The following is a 20,250-nucleotide window of genomic DNA, read 5'->3' as shown; positions in this document are numbered from 1 at the left end:
TCAAATAAATAAAACAACATGTTCAATATCAGTCAAAGCTTGTCGGAATTCTGTGGTATCCCCAAGCCGCGATTGCTCAACTCGAGGCCGCTATGCCCTTTGCCAATCCACAGGAAGCGATAGACTTTCTTGATAAACATCCCCAGGTTCAGCACGTCGAAGTCTTCATCATCGACCCCAATGGCATTCCCCGGGGCAAACTCCTGCACCGTCAGGAAGTGCTGTCTATGTATCGTCACGGCCGTCCTCTGCCCAGCACTATTTTGGGACTGACGGTTCAGGGGGACGATGTAGAAGATACCGGTCTGGTTTGGGAAGTCGGTGACGCCGACTGCCTGGCGTTTCCCATCGAAGGCGGTTTGCTGATGCAGCCATGGCGTGCTCAGCCCACCGCTCAGGTGCATCTCACCATGCACCCCGAGGCGGGTATGCCCGCTGCTGTGGCCGATCCCCGCCTGGTGCTTTCCAAAGTAATAGATTCCCTGCAAGCCGATGGTTTTTATCCGGTAATGGCAGCAGAGTTGGAGTTTTTCCTGCTGGATCAGCGTTTCGATGCCAATGGCAGACCCCAGCCAGCAATGCAAAGCGATGGCCACAGACCCCACCAAACTCAGGTGTATGGCATTTTGGAGTTGGAGCGACTGCAGCCCTTCCTGGACGATCTTTACCACGCCTGTGAGGTGCAGGGCATTCCTGCGCGCACCGCCATTTCCGAGTATGCGCCCGGCCAGGTAGAAATCACCCTCGAGCACAGATTCGACGCGCTTCAGGCCATGGATGAAGCGGTTCGCTACAAGCGACTGGTCAAGGGGGTGGCCGCAAAACATGGTATGCAGGCCTGCTTCATGGCTAAACCCTTTGGTGAGTTGGCAGGCAGCGGCATGCATATGCACGTCAGCCTGGCCGACGCCGATGGCAACAACCGGTTTGCCAGTGACAACCCCGAAGGTACACCAGAGTTGACCCAATCCATCGCCGGCATGATGGCGACCCTGGAAGATGCCCAGTTGCTGTTTTGCCCCAATGCCAACTCCTTCCGCCGCTTTCAAAGCGCAAGCTACGCCCCAATCGCCAAGACCTGGGGCGTGAACAACCGAACCGTTTCATTCAGGGTACCCGGTGGCCCGGCGCCCAGTCGCCATGTGGAACATCGCATCTGTGGCGCAGACGCCAATCCTTATCTGGCGGCAGCGGCGATATTGGCGGCATGCCATCATGGTATCCGCAATCAGTTGTCACCCGGTCAGGCGATTGTCGGCAACGGCTACGAAGGCAAACATCAAACCCTGCCCACCGACTGGCTGTCGGCACTGACCAACTTCGAGCGCTCCGAGTGGATGAAGTCAGTATTGGGTGAGGATTTCCACCGTATTTACGGCAGAATTAAGCGCGCCGAGTACCAGGAGTTTATGGCCGAGGTTGGCCAGCAGGACTGGCACTGGTACTTAACCCACGCCTGATAATGACTACCTAAAAAGCAAAAAGCGCCCGAGGGCGCTTTTTAGTTTCAGCACTGCTAAAGGCTCAGTCCCACACCAGCTCACTGAAGTGTTTGCGGCACATGGACTCGTAGCTCTCGTTGCCGCCAATGGCCACCTGAGCACCATCACGCACCGGATTCCCGGCACCATCACGGCGCACCACCATGTTGGCCTTGCGGCCACAAAAACAAATGGTTTTCAGCTCCACCAGCTTATCGGCCCAGGCCAGCAGATACTGGCTGCCGATAAATAGCTCGCCGCGAAAATCGCTGCGAAGGCCGTAACAAAGCACAGGGATATCGAGCTTATCCACCACATCGGTAAGCTGACGCACCTGGGTTTTGGACAAAAACTGGCTCTCATCCACCAACACGCAGTGCAGTTGCTGCTGACTGTGGTGAGTGGCAATCAAATCCATCAGGTTATCTTCACTGCCAAACACGGTGGCGTCGGCCTGAATGCCGATACGTGAAGCCACCTTACCCACGCCATATCTGTCGTCAATGGCGGCGGTCAGCACCAGGGTATTCATGCCCCGTTCGCGGTAGTTATAGGAAGACTGTAGCAGCGAGGTGGATTTGCCGGCATTCATTGCCGAGTAATAAAAATAGAGCTGAGCCAACGCGAAAACCCCCTGAAAAAAATGCCGGGCTATCTTAGCGCAGCCCCAGCCCCAGTGCCAGTTCCCACAACAATTCAGCCTTATTTAAGACCGCCTCGTTAGCCTAGCCAGTCATCAAAAAACCACAATCACAACAACAAGCAGGAAGAAACCATGCATAAAAGCCTTATCGCCCTTGCCGTAGGCGGCGCGCTCTTGTTGGGCGGCTGCGCCCTTGGCCCGTCCGAAAGTGGCGTAAACAATGGCGATGTAGCCACCGCTGTCGCCGTCATTGGTGCTGACAATCCCTTCTTCGCGCCAAGCGCACTGCAATATCAGGCGCCCAACTTTGCCGCCATCAAGGACAGCCATTTTGAACCAGCGCTGTTGCAGGGCATTGCCGAGCACAAGGCTGAGATCCTGGCCATTGCCAACAATCCTGAGCCAGCCACCTTTGAAAACACCCTGGTGGCCATGGAAAAAAGCGGCGCCCTGCTGACCCGCACCTCCAAGGTGTTCTATAACCTGGCGGGCACCGACTCCAACCCTACCCTGCAAGCACTCCAGGCCAAGATGGCACCTTTGATGTCGGCTCACTCTGACGACATCAACCTGAACCCGACTCTGTTTGCCCGCATCGAAAGCCTGTACAACCAGCGCAACGACCTTGGGCTCACCAAAGAAGAAGTGCGCCTGATTGAGGTGTACCATCAGCGCTTTGTGATGGCTGGCGCCAAGCTCACCGAAGCGCAGAAGACCCAAATTCGTGCCCTGAACGAAGAGCACTCCAAGCTGACCGATGAATTCCAGCAGCGCCTGCGTCGCCTGACCAAGGAAATCGCCGTGGTGGTAAACAGCAAAGACGAGCTGGCGGGTCTGTCTGACAGCGCTATTCGTATGGCGGCAGCCGATGCCAAGGCCGCAGGCCATGACGGCAAGTTCCTGCTGTCTATCACCAACACCACCCGTCAGCCAGTGCTGGCACAGCTTGAAAACCGTGAGCTGCGTAAGCGGGTATTCGAAGCCTCTGCCAACCGTGGCCTTGAAGGCGAAAACGAAACTGCCTCTCTGGTTGCCCGTCTGGCACAGCTTCGCGCCGAACGCGCTGCCCTGCTGGGCTTTGACAACTGGGCCAGCTATCGCCTGGCGCCACAAATGGCTGGCAGCCCTGAAGCCGTGTACGAGCTCTTTGGCACCATGGTGCCAAAAGTCGTGGCCAACACCCGCAAAGAGGCCGCCGACATTCAGGCGATGATTGATAAAACCGGTGGCAATTTCGAGCTCAAGCCTTGGGACTGGGCCTTCTACGCCGAAAAAGTGCGTCAGGAAAAGTACGCCCTGGATGAAGAGAGCCTCAAGCCTTACTTCGAATTCAACCGGGTGCTGGAAGATGGCGTGTTCTACACCATCAAGGAACTCTACGGCCTGACCATGAAGCCGCGCCCGGATCTGCCGGTATACCACCCCGATGTAAAAGCCTATGAAATGTTCGATGAAGACGGCACCAGCCTGGCCATCTTCTACGCCGACTACTTTGCCCGCGACGGCAAGCGTGGCGGCGCCTGGAAGAGCTCCTTCGTGGACCAGTCCGGTCTGCTGGGTAACAAGCCAGTGGTTGTGAACGTGATGAACATCAAGAAGGCACCGGACGGCGAGCCGACCTTTGTCAGCTACGATGAAGTGACCACCATGTTCCACGAAATGGGTCACGGCACCCACGGCATGCTGTCAAAGGTGAAATACCCAACGCTGGCAGGCACCAAGGTATCCCGCGACTTCGTTGAGTTCCCATCCACCTTCGAAGAAGACTGGGCAGCCCACCCCAAGGTGCTGGCCAACTACGCCCGTCACTATCAGAGTGGCGAGCCGCTGCCAAAGCCATTGCTGGACAAGTTGCTCAAGTCACGCAGCTTTAACCAGGGCTTCGACACCCTGGAATACATGTCAGCCGCACTGGTAGACCTGGAATGGCACTCACTGAAAGCCGGTGACAGCCTCAAAGACGTTGCCAGCTTCGAAGCCGCTGCGCTCAAGAAGCACGGTGTAGACATTGGAGCCGTGCCACCACGTTACCGCTCAACCTACTTCGCCCACGCCTTCCCGGGCGGCTACAGCGCCAGCTACTACGCCTACATGTGGTCTGAAATTTTGGCAGCCGACGCCTATGCCTATGTGCAAACCCAGGGCGGTCTGAACCGTGAGATTGGTATGAAGTACCGCAAGACCATTCGTGAAGTGGGCAACAGCGTACCGCCTATGGAAGCCTACATTAACTTCCGTGGTCAGGAGCCTACCACCGACGGTTTGCTGGAGCGCCGCGGCCTGAAATAATCGGCGCGACTTGCACCGGAGCAATACAAACCACAAAAAAAGCCGCTCAATTGAGCGGCTTTTTCCTGTCAGCTAAAGCGGTTCAGCCTTTTCCTGCCTTGATCCTGAGGCCAATCACCGACAGCACAAAGAGCACTGAGCTGGTACCAAATCCTGCCCATACTGACTCGGTAAAGCCCATCACGGTATAGCCAGCCAAACTGATCACCGCCACAATCAGCGCGTAAGGCAGCTGAGTCACCACATGGTCGATGTGATGGCAGCTGGCACCGGTGGACGACAGAATCGTGGTATCGGATATCGGCGAGCAGTGGTCGCCAAATACGGCACCGGCCAGCACAGCCGCCAGCATCGGCAGCATCATGGAGGTGTGACTGCCCATGGCCATGTCGGCGGCAATCGGCAGCATAATGCCGAAAGTGCCCCAACTAGTACCTGTGGCAAAGGCGGTGAGCCCGGCGAGCACAAACATCACCGCCGGCAGCAGCGCAAAGGGAATATTGCCGCTGGCGAGACTCGCCATAAACTTGCCGGTTTCCAGCTCGCCGATAATACCGGCAATGGTCCAGGCAAACAGCAGAATGTAAATGGCAGGCACCATGGAGCGGGCACCCTGAGTGAGTGCGGTGATTATCAGCTTGCTCTCAAGCTTTTGCACCATGGCCTGTACCAGAGTGACCCCCAGGCCAACCAACGCACCGAAGAACAGTGAGCCGCCCACATCAGTTTTCTCAAAAGCGCCAATCAGCGAAAACGGCAGTTTTTCATCGGCAAGGGCCGAAGCGCCGCTTTGGATCATAAAAAACAAGGTGGCAAATACCAGGGTGCTGATGGGCACAAAGAGACCCGCGATGTGGCCTGTATCGGCCTCCGGCAGTTCAGCACTGGCGCCCGGCGGTGTGCCCTTGGCTTCATCGTACAAATTGCCACGCATGGCGTTTTGCTCATGGGTCTTCATTGGACCCACATCCAACCCCATAAAGGCCACACACAGCAGCAATAACAGCGCGAAAATGGCGTAGAAGTTCATCGGGATCATCTGAATGAATACCGACAGATGACCCGCATCGCTCATCCCATGGCTGGCAAGAATGCCGCCAATCAGTGCGATGATGTAGGCTCCCCAGCTGGAAACCGGTGAAATGACGCACACAGGCGCGGCGGTGGAGTCCAGCAAATAAGCCAGCTTGGCACGGGAAATATAGTAACGGTCAGTCAGGGGGCGGGAAATGGACCCCACCACCAGACTATTGAAGTAGTCGTCGATAAAAACCACACAACCCAAAAACATGGTCAGCAGCTTGGCGTCACGCTTACAGCGGATACGTTGCCTTGCCCAATCGGCAAAGGCGCGGGCGGCACCGGAGACTGTAATGAGGGCTGTGATCATGCCCAAGAGCAACAAAAAGCCGAGAATATAGAGGTTCCAGCTGTTGAGCGCACCATCGCTCCACACCAGATTGGTAACCCGGTGAGCCAGAAACTCAGCGCTGGCGAGTGGGGCAAAATCGTTCAGCAGCAGGGTACCGGTCAAAATCCCCAAACCAAGGGACAAGAGTACCTTGCGGGTCAATACCGCCAGTACGATAGCCACAACCGGCGGCAGCAGGGAAAGCGCCGAGTCGGCATAACTTATCAATGTCATTGAAATATCTTCGCTTTAAACGAATGGAGGGCGACTGAACTGGTGGGAAACGGCAAAGATACCCAAAAACACCTGTCCTATCAGTAGCGCTCCATAGTAAATACAACATCTGTCATCCCGACAGAAAATACTATGGCAGTGCCGTTTCTTTCGAAAACGACCCCAGCGGAAGGCGGTGATACACACATCCACTTCGGCGCCAATACCCTTTCACAGCCCGTCAACGGCATCACCCTATTGACTGTTACTGATGCTTGGCGCACCTCTACTCAGGACGCCTGTGTGCAGGCGTGCGGCACATAAAAACACAAGCGGCCCGGGGGAAGCTACCCCCAGGCCGCATATCGTGACCAAGATCACAAATTAAAGCAAGTCTATCAGCTTGGGGACTGCCTCAAACAGGTCGGCTTCCAAGGCATAATCCGCCACCTGGAAGATAGGCGCTTCCGGGTCTTTGTTGATGGCCACAATCACCTTGGAGTCTTTCATACCCGCCAGATGCTGGATGGCGCCGGAGATACCCACGGCAATGTAAAGCTGAGGCGCCACAATCTTACCGGTTTGACCCACCTGCAAATCGTTGGGCACAAAGCCTGCGTCAACGGCGGCGCGGGAAGCGCCCACGGCGGCGCCGAGCTTGTCGGCCAGTTTTTCCAGCAGGGTAAAGTTTTCACCACTGCCCATACCACGGCCACCGGACACGATAATGCCAGCATTACCCAGCTCTGGGCGCTCAGAAACAGTCAGCTCCTGGGATACAAAGGCGCTCTTGGCGGTAAAGACCTTATCCAGTGCTTCAATGGCAGCGCTGCCACCATTCGCAGCGGCATCGAAGGCACTGGGACGAACCGTCATGACCTTCTTGTCATCCAGGCTCTCCACAGTTGCCATGGCGTTGCCGGCATAGATAGGGCGCACAAAAGTATTGGCATCAACTACCTTAACCACTTCGGAAAGTTGAGCTACATCGAGCAGTGCGGCAACCCGTGGCAGCGCATCTTTACCCATGGAGCTGGCGGCAGCCAGAATGTGACTGTAATTGCCAGCCAAATCCAGCATCAGCGCGGCCAGGTTTTCACCCAGATGCGCAGCATAGGCAGCATTGTCGGCAACCAACACCTTGGCAACGCCGTCGATGGCGGCAGCGGCGTCAGCAACAGCACCACAGTTATGGCCAGCAACCAGCAGGTGAACCTCACCACCGATGGCCTTGGCGGCACTCACAACCTTGGCGGTATCCAGTTTCAGGCTGGCGTTATCATGTTCTGCAAGGACGAGAATGCTCATATCAGATCACCTTTGCTTCGTTTTTCAGTTTTTCCACCAGCTCTTCAACGGAAGACACCTTGATACCAGCCTGACGGGTTGCAGGCGCAGCCACACTGAGCAGCTTATGATGCTGCTTCAGGGTGACACCCAGATCGGCAGGGCTCAGGGTATCGAGCGGTTTGCGCTTGGCTTTCATGATATCGGGCAACTTGGCGTAGCGAGGCTCATTGAGACGCAGGTCAGAAGTCACAATGGCTGGCATGGGCAGCTTAAGGGTTTGCAGACCACCATCCACTTCGCGGGTCACCAGCAGCTCACCGCCTTCTACCACCACTTTGGAAGCAAATGTTGCCTGAGGGGCATCCATCAGCGCCGCCAGCATTTGACCGGTTTGATTGTTATCACCGTCGATGGACTGTTTACCCAGCAACACCAGTTGGGCCTGCTCTTTGTCCTGTACGGCTTTTAAAATCTTGGCAATGGAAATGGCAGGCAGGTTGTCGTCGGCTTCGACGTGAATGCCACGGTCAGCGCCAAGGGCCATGGCAGTACGCATTTGCTCCTGTACTGCCTTGCTTCCCACGCTCACCACCACGATTTCGCTGGCATGACCCGCTTCTTTAAGGCGAACTGCTTCTTCAACGGCAATTTCACAAAAGGGGTTAATCGCCATCTTGAGGTTAGCCGTGTCCACGTCTGTGTTATCGGCCTTCACCCTCACTTTCACGTTGGCATCCACCACGCGCTTTACAGGCACCAGTATCTTCATAGGGTTTCCTTCCTGCACCTTTTTTGTTGGGGACGTGATACTCGCACGGTATGGGTGAGTATCACACAATAGCGCAACTTTAAGTGCTGTTAACGTAAACGTCAACCTGTCTCAAACGAGCGTTTGCGAGTTTGATTGGTTTATCACTGGCCAGATTTATGAACACACTCGAGATTCGCCAGCCCTCCAGATGTTGGCGTTTCAGGGAAAGGCTTGATGGCAGAACGACAGGACTCCTTAGGAAGGTGCGAACACGTCCTCGCACCGCTCTGGCTATGATAGCGACGACAGCTCAAGGCATTTATCTGAAGGCATGCCGAGGCATGGTGAAGTTGAATAAGGCCGACATGGTGTTGCTATCAAAGCCCCGTAGGGAGCAGCTTACAACGGCATCTGCCAGGTTACCTGCTTTTGAAATCAAAGCGGTGCGAAGGACTAAGGCCATTCGGGGCGAACAGTCACTTGCAACTATCCACTTTAAGCTCACGCAGAGCAAGCCCGGGACTTATTCACAACTTCCCTTATAGGAAAGGCCGGAGTGTATTGTGCGAGCCTCACTGCATATCCCCCAACGAGCAGCCGCTTAGATGGTTCAGCCTCTTAATACTGACCACGCACGCAACAAGCGAAACAATAAGATTACGCTGGGGGAATTGAATTTTAGGGTTGAAACAGCGGGCGATGAATATAAAACAGAAATATGCTCAGGCTAGGCGACAATTTCCCGCGGCAGGTTTCAATACGACTTTAGGGATAGCGTACCCTATTCCATGCGATAAACGCGTCGTCATCATTATTGAAGGTATTGCCCGGACTAAGGCGCCTGATACATTTCCAGTGGATAGTTTTCAGTCTCTGTTCATGCTGTAGAATGACCAAGAACGCATTTTCCAGAATAAAACTAATCCTTTTGACAAGAATCACTTAATAATTTCGGTTTTTTAATTGCAGATTGAATTATTTATTTCTATTATTTCATTCGATGTGAAAATTAACTTGTTATTTAAATTGGGAAGCGAGTTTACCATGAGCGAATTCCTCGAAATTTTGACCCACGGTCGTCGTCTGAAAGCAGCTGTTAAAGATTTGTCTTTGGATGAGCTGCGTGATCTTGGCGCCAAACTCGAAAAAATCATTGTTGAGCGCGAAGCCGAAGCCGAAGAAGAATTGAAAGCCAACGCCGAGCGTATTGCTAAAATTGAAGAAATCCGCAAGCAAATGGCCGAAATCGGTCTGTCTGTTGAAGATTTGGGCGTGACTGCAGCAAAACCAGCCGCGAAGAAGCGCGCTCCCCGTCCACCAAAATATAAGATTGTGGTTGACGGTGAAGAAATCACCTGGACCGGTCAGGGCCGCATGCCAACGGTATTCAAGAACGCCGTTGAAGGTGGCGCGTCCATGGATGACTTCCTCATCTAAACTGTCATCCAAATTAAAGGCCGATCTCCATCGGCCTTTTTTATTTCCTTTCGAAAACCTTTTTACATTTCTGTGCTGCCATTCTGCCCCGAATTCCGCTAACCTCTCAGTTACTTTTGCCTAAAATAACTGCGACGCTTTCATAATGATAAATAACAATAATTTGGCAGTGCTGCTGATAGGTTTGACACTTGTCGCCACCCACAGCAACGCAAAAACACTACTCACCTCGGACCCTACTCCCCTGATTGCACTGCAAGGCGCCAAATTACATCTGGCTCCGGGGCAAACCCTGGAAAAAGGCACACTGCTCATTGAAGGCAACCGTATAAAAGCAGTACTGACAGGAAACGACATTCCTGCTGGTGCTCGGGTAGTTGAAATGGCGGGCCTGGATATCTATCCCGGGTTTATCGACCCCTTTACCCAATATGGCATTAGTTTTGAGTATCCCACCGAAACCAAAAGTTCGCCGGTATACGAAATAAAACGTATCGGGGGTAATGCTGCCAACGGTGCCGTGCACGCTGAGAAACAATGGTCTCAGTATTTCGCTCCCGATAAAGAAGCCGCACTAAGCTGGATAAATAACGGCTTTACCAGTGTGCAATCGGCAAAGTTGGACGGCATTTTTCGCGGTCAGGGTGTGCACGTATCGCTGGCCGATAAAATTGCCAACGAAGTGGTGTATCGGGCCCAAGCCAATCATTATCTCTCTTTCGACAAAGGCAGCTCTGCGCAGGATTACCCAAGTTCCCTGATGGGTGCCATGGCCCTTATCCGCCAGACCTTTATGGATGCGGCCTGGTATAACGAAAATCGCAGTAAACTCTCAGCCGCCGTCGCCCCAGGCCAGCTGGAATTCAACGCAGCCCTGCAGGGGCTGGGCAATACTCAAGCGCAATATTTTATTTTTGATACGCCCGATCTGAATAATCAGCAGCGCGCATCGGCGCTAATGCGTGAATTCAAATTAAAAGGCGCGTTATTGGGGAACGGCCGGGAATATGCCCGGATTGATGAAATAAAAGCAAAGGGTTACCCACTGATATTGCCACTGAGTTTTCCGGCAGCACCCGATGTCAGCCAGCCAGGTACAGAATATCAATTGAATCTGGCAGATTTACGCCACTGGGAAAGAGCCGCTGGTAACGGCCAGGCTCTGGAGCAAGCCGGTATAGGCTTTGCGCTGACGCTTCATGGTATAGAAGACAAAAAAGATTTCTGGCCAAGGTTACAAAAAGCAATAAAAGCGGGTCTGAGCGAACAAACCGCACTGGCGGCACTCACCACCCAGGCAGCCAGTATTGCCGGCATATCCGATACTGCGGGCAAGCTGAATCCGGGCTTTGTTGCAGATCTCGCCATTTATCAGGGCAATCCCTTCAGTGATGGAAAGTTGGTGAGCGTGTTTTTGCAGGGGCAGGAAAAAGTCATTATCCCGCGGGATCAACTCGCAGTGACGGGCAGCTACACAGTCACCATTAACAACCAACCCGTGCCATTCGAGGTATCTTATGATCAGGGGCTGACATTCAAGGTTGCGGACAAATCGGCGCCCCTCACTGGGACAGGTATGCCACTCACTACCCGCGTCGAACTGCCCGGGCTCGATGGCAAGCCCAGACTTACTCTCGATTTGCACACGCTTAAAGCCGTTGCTTACGCCGACGACGGCACCCAAACGCCTTTGACGCTGGCAAAAGTAGATACCAAAAATGCTTCCAACTCTCTGGCCGACACATCCGGGCCCGAGGCCAGCAGCTACGTGGGTAAACTCACCTCTCCCAACGTGGCCTTTGGCCTGGCATCTTTACCAGAACAGGACAAGGTGCACATTCAGGGAGCCACACTCTGGACGTCAGAGTCACAGGGCATACTCGAAAATGCCGACATCATCATCAGCAAAGGTAAAATCCTGTCTATCGGCACCCGATTGATGACGCCGCCCGGCTATCAGCGCATCGATGGCACAGGCAAGCATGTAACTGCCGGTATCGTGGATGAACACTCACATATTGCCCTCAATGGCGGCACCAACGAAGGCACTGATGCAGTCACCTCTGAAGTCCGTATCGGCGATGTACTGGATCCGGAAGACGTGTCGCTGTATCGCTCCCTCGCTGGGGGCGTGACCACGGCGCAGATCCTCCACGGCAGCGCCAATCCCATCGGTGGTCAGAGCCAGTTAATTAAACTGCGCTGGGGTGAAAACGCCGAAGGTCTCAAGTACCAGGGGGCCCCGGCCAGCATCAAGTTTGCCCTCGGAGAAAACGTCAAACAGAGCAACTGGGGAGACAATTTCACCATACGTTTCCCCCAAAGCCGTATGGGTGTTGAGTCTGTCATGGCCGATGCCTTCGATGCCGCCCGTGAATACCAGCGTGACATCAAGGCCTTTAACGCCCTGGATAAACGCAGCCAGGCAGAACGTGTCAGTCCCCGCCCCAACCTCAGACTCGACGCTGTAGCAGAAGTGCTGGACAAAGGGCGTGACGTCCATATTCACTCCTATGTGCAGTCAGAGATCCTGATGTTCCTTCGTCTCGCCGAAACCTACGGTTTCAAGGTGAAGGCCTTTACCCATGTGCTCGAAGGGTACAAGGTGGCCAAGGAGCTCGCTGCCCATGGTGCAGGCGCATCCACCTTCTCCGATTGGTGGGCCTATAAGTTTGAGGTGTACGACGCCATAGTGCAGAACGCCTGCCTGATGCATCAGGCGGGAGTGCTAACGAGCCTCAATTCCGACAGCTTTGAAATGCAGCGCCGTCTCAATCAGGAAGCGGCCAAATCGATGATGTACTGCGATATGTCAGCAGAAGATGCCTGGAAGATGATCACCATCAACCCCGCCAGGCAGTTGGGTATCGATAAGGAAACCGGGTCGCTCAAAGAAGGTAAAGTCGCCGATCTGGTACTCTGGGATGCCAATCCCCTGTCGGTCTATGCCCGCACCGAAGCCGTGTGGATTGATGGCAAGCGCTTTTATGACAGGGAAACCGACAAGCAAATGCAGGCAGCCCAGGCAAGCGAGCGTCAGGCACTGGTGGCAAAAATCCTGTCACTGGATGAATCCGAAAAAGCCGGTGAAAAGTCAGAACAAAAACAAGAGCCGTTATGGCATTGCGATAGTCATTACATCGCCTTTGGCACCCGGGCCAGTCATCTGGGTGCCCAACATCAGCATCAAGGAGCACACTAATGAGAATCCTGACCCTACCCCTGCTCCTGACAAGCGTTTGCGGCCTGGCCCACGATATGGTGCCCGGCACGGCGCAGCAGCAAGCCATATTGTTTACCCATGCCACAGTGCATACTGCCTCGAATGGGGTGCTTGAAAACACCAACGTCTTGGTTGAGAACGGCCGCATCGCGGCCATGGGCGAGCAAATTCAGGCTGCCAATGCCCGGGTGATAGACGCCACTGGCAAACACCTCTACCCCGGGCTGATTGCTCTCGATACCCAAGTGGGTATGGTAGAAATTGAGATGGTGCGCCCCACTGTGGACACTCAGGATGTGGGCCTCAACAATGCTGAACTCAAGGCCTCATCGGTGTTTAACCCTGACTCCGAGATTATCCCGACCCTGCGCAAAAATGGCATCACACACGCACAAATCGTGCCCCGTGGTGAACTGCTTGCCGGGCAAAGCGCGCTGGTGAATCTCGACAGCTGGACAGTGGAAGATGCCCTGGTCGACTCGCCCGCGGCACTGCACCTCTACTGGCCGGAGCTTGGCAATCTGCCGGTAAAAGATGAAGAGCGCAGCAAGGCACTCACTGCCCACGGCGAAGCCCTGGCACAAATCGATACGCTCTTTAGTGAGGCCAGTGCCTTTGTCCAGCGCAAAGCCGCAGAGCCCAGCCTTACCCACAGGCGCTTTGAAGCCATGGCACCGCTCTTTCGTGGTGACACAACCTTGTTCCTCCATGCCAATACCGCAGGTGCCATCGGTGAAGTACTCACCTTTGTTAAAAAGTACCAACTCAAAGCCGTGTTGGTGGGTGGTTATGAAGCCTGGCACCATGGGGATGCTATCAAGGCCGCAGGCATTGCTGTGGTATACCCTTCGGTATTCAGCCTGCCCAGATACCGGGACGACAATATCGACGAAGCCTTCAGTATTCCCGCCCGCCTGGCTGATGCAGGTATCGACTTTGCCATTGGCTACAGCGGCGATTGGGATGCACGTAATCTGCCCTATGCCGCAGGATACGCCGCAGCCCATGGTTTAGGGAAAGAAGCGGCGCTCAAAGCGGTCACCCTCAATGCCGCCCGTATCCTTGGGGTGTCAGATATGGGCGCTATCGAGGTGGGGTACCGAGCCAATCTGGTACTCTCTGGCGGGGATATTCTCGACCCTCTCAGCAGCCGTATCGAGCAGGTATTTATCGATGGCCGTGAGATAACCCTGAAAACCCGCGCCGATCAGCTTTATCAAAAGTATCTGAAGCGATAGAATTTTGGCATTCAAGGCCGGGCTGGAATGTCTCCGCCCCGCTCCCGAAAGGATCCCATCATGACCCCACACCCGTTGAAAGCCGCCGCAGCCATCGCGGTCGCCCTGTTAATGTCAGCCTGTACTTCTGATTACCAGTTCTCCAGTAACCTGGATCCCAAAGCATTCAATGAGTATTTCAAGGCCGGTGAGGTGACGCTCTTTGAAGGTGAAAACCAACCCTCAGGACGCTATGAAATTCTGGGTCTGGTGGATGGTGAAGCCTGTCAGGCCACGCCTCAGGACGTGCCCGCGACTATGGCCGATGCCCGCACAGACGCCAGACGCAAGGCCGCGGATAAGGGTGCCAACGGTCTAATCATCAAAAACTGTACCCTCATCACCGAAGCAGCCGGTGGCTGCGAAACCCGCAGTCTGTGTGTGGGACAGGCCATTCGTCAGGCAGTGCCCGCCAACTAAGCCATGAAAGCCTTTGAAAATACCATTCAAGCCGTGGCCGTTTGCCATACTCCGTACCGGCAAAAATTCGGTATCCCACGGCAACCCGGACTGGTCAATGCCCACGGGTTTGTTGAGCTGTTACCCCCTTTTAACGACCCGGACACTGTGCGTGGGCTTGAGCAATACTCCCATCTGTGGCTGCTGTTTTGCTTTCACGAAAATCTGGCCCAGGGTTGGAAAAATACCGTGCGGCCACCGCGCCTTGGCGGCAATGAAAAGCTGGGTGTCTTTGCCACCCGCTCCACCTTTCGTCCCAATGGCATAGGTCAATCTGTGGTGCGACTGCATGGCATAGTCAAACGCAAAGGGAAATTGTGTCTTGAAATCAGTGGGATGGATTTACTGGATGGCACCCCCATCATAGATATCAAGCCCTATATTCCCTTCTCTGATGCCATTGCAGACGCCCGTGGCGGCATTGCGCAGGACGCCCCTGTACTGATTGAAGTCAGCTACAGCGAGCTTGCCACTTTGCAAATCGCCACCCTCGGCCAGGACGATGCCCGGCCGGATTTGGCAGCGCTGATTGACGGTGTCTTGGCCCAGGACCCACGCCCGGCGTACAAAAAGGCCAAAGAAGATCCCAAGTTGTATCAGGTCGCCCTGTACGATCTGGACATATTCTGGTGTATTCAGGATGGCAAGGCCCATGTGCTTGAGCTTAAACCCACCAAGGTTGGCGCACCCCATGACGGCTGATGATTTTCGTGAGCAGCATAAAAAGCGGCTCTCCTGGATGCCATGGCTGTATTTTTCATTGAAAGACAAACACAAAGCCTGGGCTCTTCCCTGGCAGGCCGATATTCAGGCCAGGCTGATGCAACTGGAAACCGTGCACATCGGCAGCCAGTGTTTTGTGGCTCCGGAAGCGGAGCTCTTCGCCGAGCCCGGCCGCGATATCCGCATCGGGAACCAATGTATGATTGCCGCTGGCGTGTTTATTCACGGTCCGGTTGAAATGGGCGATGAAGTGGCCATCAACCACGGCAGCTCTCTGGATGGTGGGCGTGTGGGCATCAACATTGGCAGCAGAACCCGCATCGCCAATAATGTGACCATTTACGCCTTTAATCACGGCATGGCCCCCGATGAGCCCATCTATACCCAAAAGGTCAGCTCCAAAGGCATTGTGATAGGCGAAGATGTGTGGATTGGCGCACAGGCCGGCATTGTGGATGGGGTGACTATAGGCAATCATGCCGTCGTGGGTATGGGTGCTATAGTGACAAGGGACGTTGCGCCCTACAGCATAGTCGCAGGCAATCCCGCCAGACCAATTGGCGACAGGCGCGACAAAAGGTGAACTAACCAAGGATGACGCAGTGAACAAGGATGAACAGCTTGCCCAAATCCCCTCATCAAAACCCTTACCAGCCATGCGCAGGCGCTTGTGGCAAAGTTTTATGTGTATTGCCCTGCTTGGGATACTTACAGGAATAGTTGCCCTCAGCGCCATCCATCAGCAGGCCAGCGAATTTACCCAAAGCCAGCAGAGTCTTGCCCACTCACGTTATCTGGTGCGCGATGCCTTGATGCAACAGTTGGGGCTTGAAAATCTTGGCCGCGACTGGCACTCGCTGCCCCTTTCCTCCCGGTCGCAATTGATTGGCGAAATGCGCGCCCGGCAGCAGGGACTGGTCAGTGCCCTCTCCAATACCCCCGGCACAGAGCGCGATATGGCCATTCGGGTAATGCAGGGGCTTACGAGCGTGCAACCAGAGGCGCAAAACACTCCCGTTATCGGTGGGCTCGCAGAACTCAGTCGGGATTTGGCCATCAGAGTCAGCTCTCTGGATGTGGGCAAGGCACAGCAAGTGCTGACGGACATAGAGCAACGTCGCTGGCAGTTGACCATGACAGTGATGTTTTTATCACTGCTGTGTATCCTGCTGACTCAATTTTTGGCGTGGCATCTGCTGGGCAGGCACTTTATTCGCCCTCTGATAGAGCTTGGCAGGCAGATAGATAACCTCTCGGCGCATCGCAAAGACAACACGGCCACGGTTGAACCAGCCAATCAGGAAGTAAAAGACATCTCAGAGAACCTGCGCCATATCCATCACCAGTTACAACATCAGCAACACAACCCGAATGTGGACCAGAGCACTGGGCTCGCGTCACGCAGTGCACTGAATCATCATTTGCAGCAGGAATGGTTGCGGGGCTTAAGACGCAATGAATCTGTGTCCATGTTGTTGCTGAGTGCCGATCCCGTGATGCTGCAAAACGGCCATGAACTGGCCGAGCTGCCGCCCAACAGCCTGACACAACTGGTGAGTATCGCGGTCGAACACACAGCAAGGGCACAGGATTATCTGGCTCATTACGAAGGCGATAAACTCGCCATTGTGCTGTCCTGTACCGACCTTGAGCAGGCCATAAAACTTGCCCACCAGCTTTGTTATCGCGTTCATCAAACGCACATCCCCACGCCCATGCTGGCGACCCATCCCTGGGTCACTGTGTCAGTGGGCGTCGCTTCCCGCATCCCCCGCAGCACACATGGCTGGGATATATTGCTGCAGGAAGCGGAGGAAGCGCTGCTGCAGGCAAGGGTTCAGGGGGGAAATCAGGCCCTGGTTGCCCCCTGTCTTTTACCCGACAGCAGTTGGCTGGCCAATGAGGCAATTTATTGAGGTAATATCGGCGTCAAACTCACGTCTGGTCAGGGTTTTTGCTGCATGCTGAGCGTGACAACACAGATGCAGGTGATACAATGCAGGCCATTCTTTTCAACTATGGACACCGGGAATGCGAGTCAGCAAATACCTGCTATCGACACAGAAAGAAACCCCAGCCAATGCCGAGGTAGTCAGTCATCAACTCATGCTGCGTGCGGGCATGATCCGCCGCAATGCGTCAGGCCTTTACAGCTACCTGCCCACAGGTTTGCGGGTACTGCGCAAAGTAGAAGCTATTGTTCGCGAAGAAATGAACAAGGCTGGCGCCATTGAGATCCTGATGCCCATGGTGCAGCCGGGTGATTTGTGGGTCGAAACAGGTCGTTGGGATCAGTTTGGTCCCGAGCTTTTGCGCTTTACCGACCGCCACAACCGCGACTTCGTGCTGGGCCCAACCCACGAAGAAGTGATCACTGACCTTATCCGTAAAGAAGTAAGCTCGTACAAGCAGCTGCCGCTGAACCTGTATCAGATCCAGACCAAGTTCCGTGACGAAGTGCGCCCCCGTTTCGGTGTGATGCGCTCACGGGAATTCCTGATGAAGGATGCCTACTCCTTCCACCTGACACAGGAGACTCTGGACGAAACCTATCAGGCCATGTATACCGCCTACAGTAACATCTTCAGCCGTATGGGTCTGGCATTCCGCCCCGTGCTGGCCGATACCGGCTCCATCGGTGGCAGCGTGTCCCACGAATTCCACGTACTGGCCCAGAGCGGTGAAGACCTGATTGCCTACTCCACCGGCAGCGATTACGCCGCCAACATCGAGAAGGCCGAAGCGCCCCTGCCCACCGAGCCTCGCGGCGAAGCAACCGAAGCGCTGCGCACCGTGGACACCCCCAATGCCAAAACCATCGCCGAGTTGGTTGAGCAGTTTGGCGTGGCCATCGAAAAGACCATCAAGACTTTGATTGTTAAAGGCGCCACCGAAGAAGCCCCTCTGGTTGCTCTGCTGGTTCGTGGCGACCACGAACTGAACGAAATCAAGGCCGACAAGCTGGAACTGGTGGCCTCGCCGCTGGAATTTGCCGGTGAAGCTGAAATCCGCGCCGCCGTGGGTGCTGGTACCGGCTCTATCGGTCCGGTTAACCTCAAGATGCCTATCATTGCTGACCACAGCGTACTGGTAATGAGCGACTTCGCCGCCGGTGCCAACGAAGATGGCAAGCACTTCTTCGGTATCAACTGGGAGCGCGATCTGCCGCTGGTTCAGGGCGCCGACATCCGCAACGTCGTAGAAGGCGAAGCCACACCCGATGGCAAGGGCACCTATGCCTTTGCCCGCGGTATCGAAGTGGGTCACATCTTCCAACTGGGTAACAAGTACTCAGAAGCCATGAACGCCACCGTACTTGATGAAAACGGCAAGTCACAGATCATGCTGATGGGCTGTTATGGTGTGGGCGTGAGCCGTATCGTGGCCGCTGCCATCGAGCAGAACAATGACGAGCGCGGCATTGTATGGCCTGAGGCCATTGCCCCGTTCACCGTTGGCATTTTGCCGATGAACATGCACAAGTCTCATCGGGTTACCGATACCGCTGAAGCCCTGTACAAAGAACTGACCGAAGCCGGTTTCGAAGTACTGTTTGACGACCGTAAAGAGCGCCCTGGCGTGATGTTTGCCGATATGGAGCTGCTGGGCATACCTCACACTGTGGTCATAGGCGATCGCAACATAGACACAGGTGTCTATGAGTACAAGAATCGCCGCACCGGTGAAAAGACCGAAGTGCCTTTTGCAGAGCTGGTGAGCTTCCTCAAAGCCCAGTTTCAGCAAGGCTAAGGCTTAAAAAGATTCATAAAGGCACCCTTCGGGGTGCTTTTTTTTGCCTGCAGCATTGCCAACACTGTCAGCGAACGGCTTTAATTAGCCTAGGGAAAGAGTTAACTATCAAGCTATTGGAGAATGCCTTGCCGTCATCGACTGCGCTGGTTTTAGGGGGAGGTGGTGCCCGCGCCGCATATCAGGTGGGGGTGCTCAAGGCTATTGTGCAGTTTTACCCCCGAAACCACGGCATTCCCTTTCGTATCGTCTGCGGTACCTCGGCAGGGGCCATCAATGGTACCTCCATCGCCACCCATGCGTCCTGTTTTCATTTGGGCGTGAGAAAACTCGAATGGGTATGGCGTCACTTTGAAACCTCCAAAGTCTATACCAGTTCCATTCCAGGGGTGATGAAGCACCTGGGCCGTATGGCTCTGAAGGGCCTGCAGCACGACAAGGTCAATACCGATGCGGGCAGTCTGCTGGACAACGAACCCTTACGACGGCTGTTAAACGAGCTTATCGATTTTGGCCGCATCGACAGGAACATACGTTCAGGAGCCCTCACGGCGCTGTCGATAGACACGTCCTGCTACAACAACTCACGCTCCGTGACCTTTTTTCAGGCGTCCAGAGACATAGATAATTGGTACCGTGCCAGACGCAGCGGAGAGCGCACCCGGCTCAATACCGAACATCTGCTCGCAAGCTCAGCCATTCCCATGGTGTTCCCCTCCATCAAGCTCAAACAACACTATTATGGCGATGGCTCGGTGCACCAATTGGCCCCGTTGGCTGGACCCATTCATCTGGGAGCAGAGCGCATTCTGGTGATAAACCTCGACAGTCCCCATAAGCAAGACACCCGTGAGCTTGAGTATCATCCGAAAACGGCCACCATCGCAGGTCACCTGCTGGATACCATCTTTTCGGACACGCTCAACAGCGACCTTGAGCGCCTTGAACGGATTAACAACACCCTCAAGCTCATTCCGCCAGAAAGTCGGGACAGATTACAACTCAAACCCATACACACGCTGGTTATCAAACCCAGTGAAGATCTCACCGTACTCGCCGCTCGCTACTATCGCGAAATGCCTTTCGCTATCAGAACCTTACTAGGGCTTATTGGCATTAATGAAGACTCAGACTCCAGTATCGTGTCCTATCTGTTGTTTGAGAAGGCCTACACCAGTGCCCTGATAGATCTTGGCTACCAGGATGCAATGTGCCAAATCGATGAAATAAAAGCATTTTTTAATATCGACTGACCGCCATCGATTCAGTGCCAATAAGCGCTGGTGATGGGCGCTTTGGGCAG

15 protein-coding genes and 1 riboswitch are annotated in these 20,250 nt (G+C 54.6%); of the genes, 11 read left to right on the top strand and 4 right to left on the bottom strand.

Translation table 11 applies throughout. The features are described from left to right. The first annotated feature begins 92 nt into the window (after window positions 1–92). A complete protein-coding gene (locus tag SAMA_RS06155) occupies window positions 93–1,460 on the top strand; it encodes a glutamine synthetase family protein (protein ID WP_011759290.1) in 1,368 nt (455 codons plus the stop codon). Window positions 1,461–1,524: 64 nt separating this feature from the next. On the opposite strand, the gene SAMA_RS06150 is transcribed toward SAMA_RS06155, so the two are convergent. Next, window positions 1,525–2,103, bottom strand: a complete 579-nt coding sequence (locus SAMA_RS06150) for a thymidine kinase (protein ID WP_011759289.1) — start codon at window positions 2,101–2,103, stop codon at window positions 1,525–1,527. A gap of 153 nt (window positions 2,104–2,256) precedes the next feature. On the opposite strand from SAMA_RS06150, the gene SAMA_RS06145 reads away from it, so the two are divergent. Then, entirely contained in the window at window positions 2,257–4,413 is a 2,157-nt protein-coding gene (locus SAMA_RS06145) for a M3 family metallopeptidase (RefSeq protein ID WP_011759288.1), read from the top strand. 82 nt (window positions 4,414–4,495) lie between these two features. On the opposite strand, the gene SAMA_RS06140 is transcribed toward SAMA_RS06145, so the two are convergent. From SAMA_RS06140 to SAMA_RS06130, 3 genes are all read right to left on the bottom strand, one after another. After that, a complete protein-coding gene (locus SAMA_RS06140; protein WP_011759287.1) occupies window positions 4,496–6,058 on the bottom strand; it encodes a Na+/H+ antiporter NhaC family protein in 1,563 nt (520 codons plus the stop codon). Window positions 6,059–6,134: 76 nt separating this feature from the next. Then, window positions 6,135–6,334, bottom strand: a riboswitch (Lysine riboswitch). A gap of 87 nt (window positions 6,335–6,421) precedes the next feature. After that, window positions 6,422–7,345 carry an electron transfer flavoprotein subunit alpha/FixB family protein gene (locus tag SAMA_RS06135; RefSeq protein ID WP_011759286.1) on the bottom strand — a complete coding sequence of 308 codons (924 nt, stop codon included), beginning with the start codon at window positions 7,343–7,345 and terminating at the stop codon, window positions 6,422–6,424. Between the two features lies 1 nt (window position 7,346). Next, complete coding sequence (locus tag SAMA_RS06130) at window positions 7,347–8,096, bottom strand: electron transfer flavoprotein subunit beta/FixA family protein (RefSeq protein ID WP_011759285.1); 750 nt, start codon at window positions 8,094–8,096, stop codon at window positions 7,347–7,349. 1,026 nt (window positions 8,097–9,122) lie between these two features. Between SAMA_RS06130 and SAMA_RS06115 the strand changes: the two genes are divergently transcribed. The 9 genes from SAMA_RS06115 (at window position 9,123) to SAMA_RS06075 (ending at window position 20,200) form a co-directional block, all read left to right on the top strand. Further along, on the top strand, window positions 9,123–9,515 hold the full coding sequence (locus SAMA_RS06115) for an H-NS histone family protein (RefSeq protein ID WP_011759284.1): 393 nt from the start codon (window positions 9,123–9,125) through the stop codon (window positions 9,513–9,515). A 142-nt stretch (window positions 9,516–9,657) separates the two neighbouring features. Next, window positions 9,658–12,717: an amidohydrolase family protein gene (locus tag SAMA_RS06110; RefSeq protein WP_408640221.1), complete on the top strand. Its 3,060-nt coding sequence runs from the start codon at window positions 9,658–9,660 to the stop codon at window positions 12,715–12,717. Beyond that, window positions 12,717–13,976, top strand: coding sequence for an amidohydrolase family protein (locus SAMA_RS06105; protein ID WP_011759282.1), 1,260 nt, complete (start codon window positions 12,717–12,719; stop codon window positions 13,974–13,976). Before SAMA_RS06110 ends, SAMA_RS06105 begins: the two co-directional genes overlap by 1 nt. Before the next feature lie 60 nt (window positions 13,977–14,036). Further along, window positions 14,037–14,435 (top strand): Rcs stress response system protein RcsF, encoded by a 399-nt coding sequence (gene rcsF, locus SAMA_RS06100; RefSeq protein ID WP_011759281.1) that lies wholly within the window; start codon window positions 14,037–14,039, stop codon window positions 14,433–14,435. Between the two features lie 3 nt (window positions 14,436–14,438). Further along, window positions 14,439–15,176 (top strand): tRNA (N6-threonylcarbamoyladenosine(37)-N6)-methyltransferase TrmO, encoded by a 738-nt coding sequence (gene tsaA / locus SAMA_RS06095; RefSeq protein WP_011759280.1) that lies wholly within the window; start codon window positions 14,439–14,441, stop codon window positions 15,174–15,176. Next, complete coding sequence (locus SAMA_RS06090) at window positions 15,166–15,780, top strand: acyltransferase (protein WP_011759279.1); 615 nt, start codon at window positions 15,166–15,168, stop codon at window positions 15,778–15,780. Before tsaA ends, SAMA_RS06090 begins: the two co-directional genes overlap by 11 nt. Before the next feature lie 19 nt (window positions 15,781–15,799). Next, window positions 15,800–17,113, top strand: coding sequence for a GGDEF domain-containing protein (locus SAMA_RS06085; protein ID WP_011759278.1), 1,314 nt, complete (start codon window positions 15,800–15,802; stop codon window positions 17,111–17,113). 115 nt (window positions 17,114–17,228) lie between these two features. Next, entirely contained in the window at window positions 17,229–18,947 is a 1,719-nt protein-coding gene (locus SAMA_RS06080) for a proline--tRNA ligase (RefSeq protein ID WP_011759277.1), read from the top strand. 128 nt (window positions 18,948–19,075) lie between these two features. Continuing rightward, on the top strand, window positions 19,076–20,200 hold the full coding sequence (locus SAMA_RS06075; protein ID WP_011759276.1) for a patatin-like phospholipase family protein: 1,125 nt from the start codon (window positions 19,076–19,078) through the stop codon (window positions 20,198–20,200). The last annotated feature ends 50 nt before the right edge of the window (window positions 20,201–20,250 follow it).

This window comes from Shewanella amazonensis SB2B (assembly GCF_000015245.1).
Lineage (GTDB): Bacteria > Pseudomonadota > Gammaproteobacteria > Enterobacterales > Shewanellaceae > Shewanella > Shewanella amazonensis.
This window is presented reverse-complemented; position numbering and strand designations above follow the sequence as displayed.

What these genes read in the sequence shown, in the direction of transcription:
- SAMA_RS06145 (WP_011759288.1), top strand. Translation starts at nt 2,257, where the DNA reads ATGCATAAAAGCCTTATCGCCCTTGCCGTAGGCGGCGCGCTCTTGTTG.
- SAMA_RS06080 (WP_011759277.1), top strand. Translation starts at nt 17,229, where the DNA reads ATGCGAGTCAGCAAATACCTGCTATCGACACAGAAAGAAACCCCAGCC.
- SAMA_RS06155 (WP_011759290.1), top strand. Translation starts at nt 93, where the DNA reads ATGCCCTTTGCCAATCCACAGGAAGCGATAGACTTTCTTGATAAACAT.
- SAMA_RS06135 (WP_011759286.1), bottom strand. Translation starts at nt 7,345, where the DNA reads ATGAGCATTCTCGTCCTTGCAGAACATGATAACGCCAGCCTGAAACTG.
- SAMA_RS06140 (WP_011759287.1), bottom strand. Translation starts at nt 6,058, where the DNA reads ATGACATTGATAAGTTATGCCGACTCGGCGCTTTCCCTGCTGCCGCCG.
- tsaA (WP_011759280.1), top strand. Translation starts at nt 14,439, where the DNA reads ATGAAAGCCTTTGAAAATACCATTCAAGCCGTGGCCGTTTGCCATACT.
- SAMA_RS06130 (WP_011759285.1), bottom strand. Translation starts at nt 8,096, where the DNA reads ATGAAGATACTGGTGCCTGTAAAGCGCGTGGTGGATGCCAACGTGAAA.
- rcsF (WP_011759281.1), top strand. Translation starts at nt 14,037, where the DNA reads ATGACCCCACACCCGTTGAAAGCCGCCGCAGCCATCGCGGTCGCCCTG.
- SAMA_RS06090 (WP_011759279.1), top strand. Translation starts at nt 15,166, where the DNA reads ATGACGGCTGATGATTTTCGTGAGCAGCATAAAAAGCGGCTCTCCTGG.
- SAMA_RS06115 (WP_011759284.1), top strand. Translation starts at nt 9,123, where the DNA reads ATGAGCGAATTCCTCGAAATTTTGACCCACGGTCGTCGTCTGAAAGCA.
- SAMA_RS06105 (WP_011759282.1), top strand. Translation starts at nt 12,717, where the DNA reads ATGAGAATCCTGACCCTACCCCTGCTCCTGACAAGCGTTTGCGGCCTG.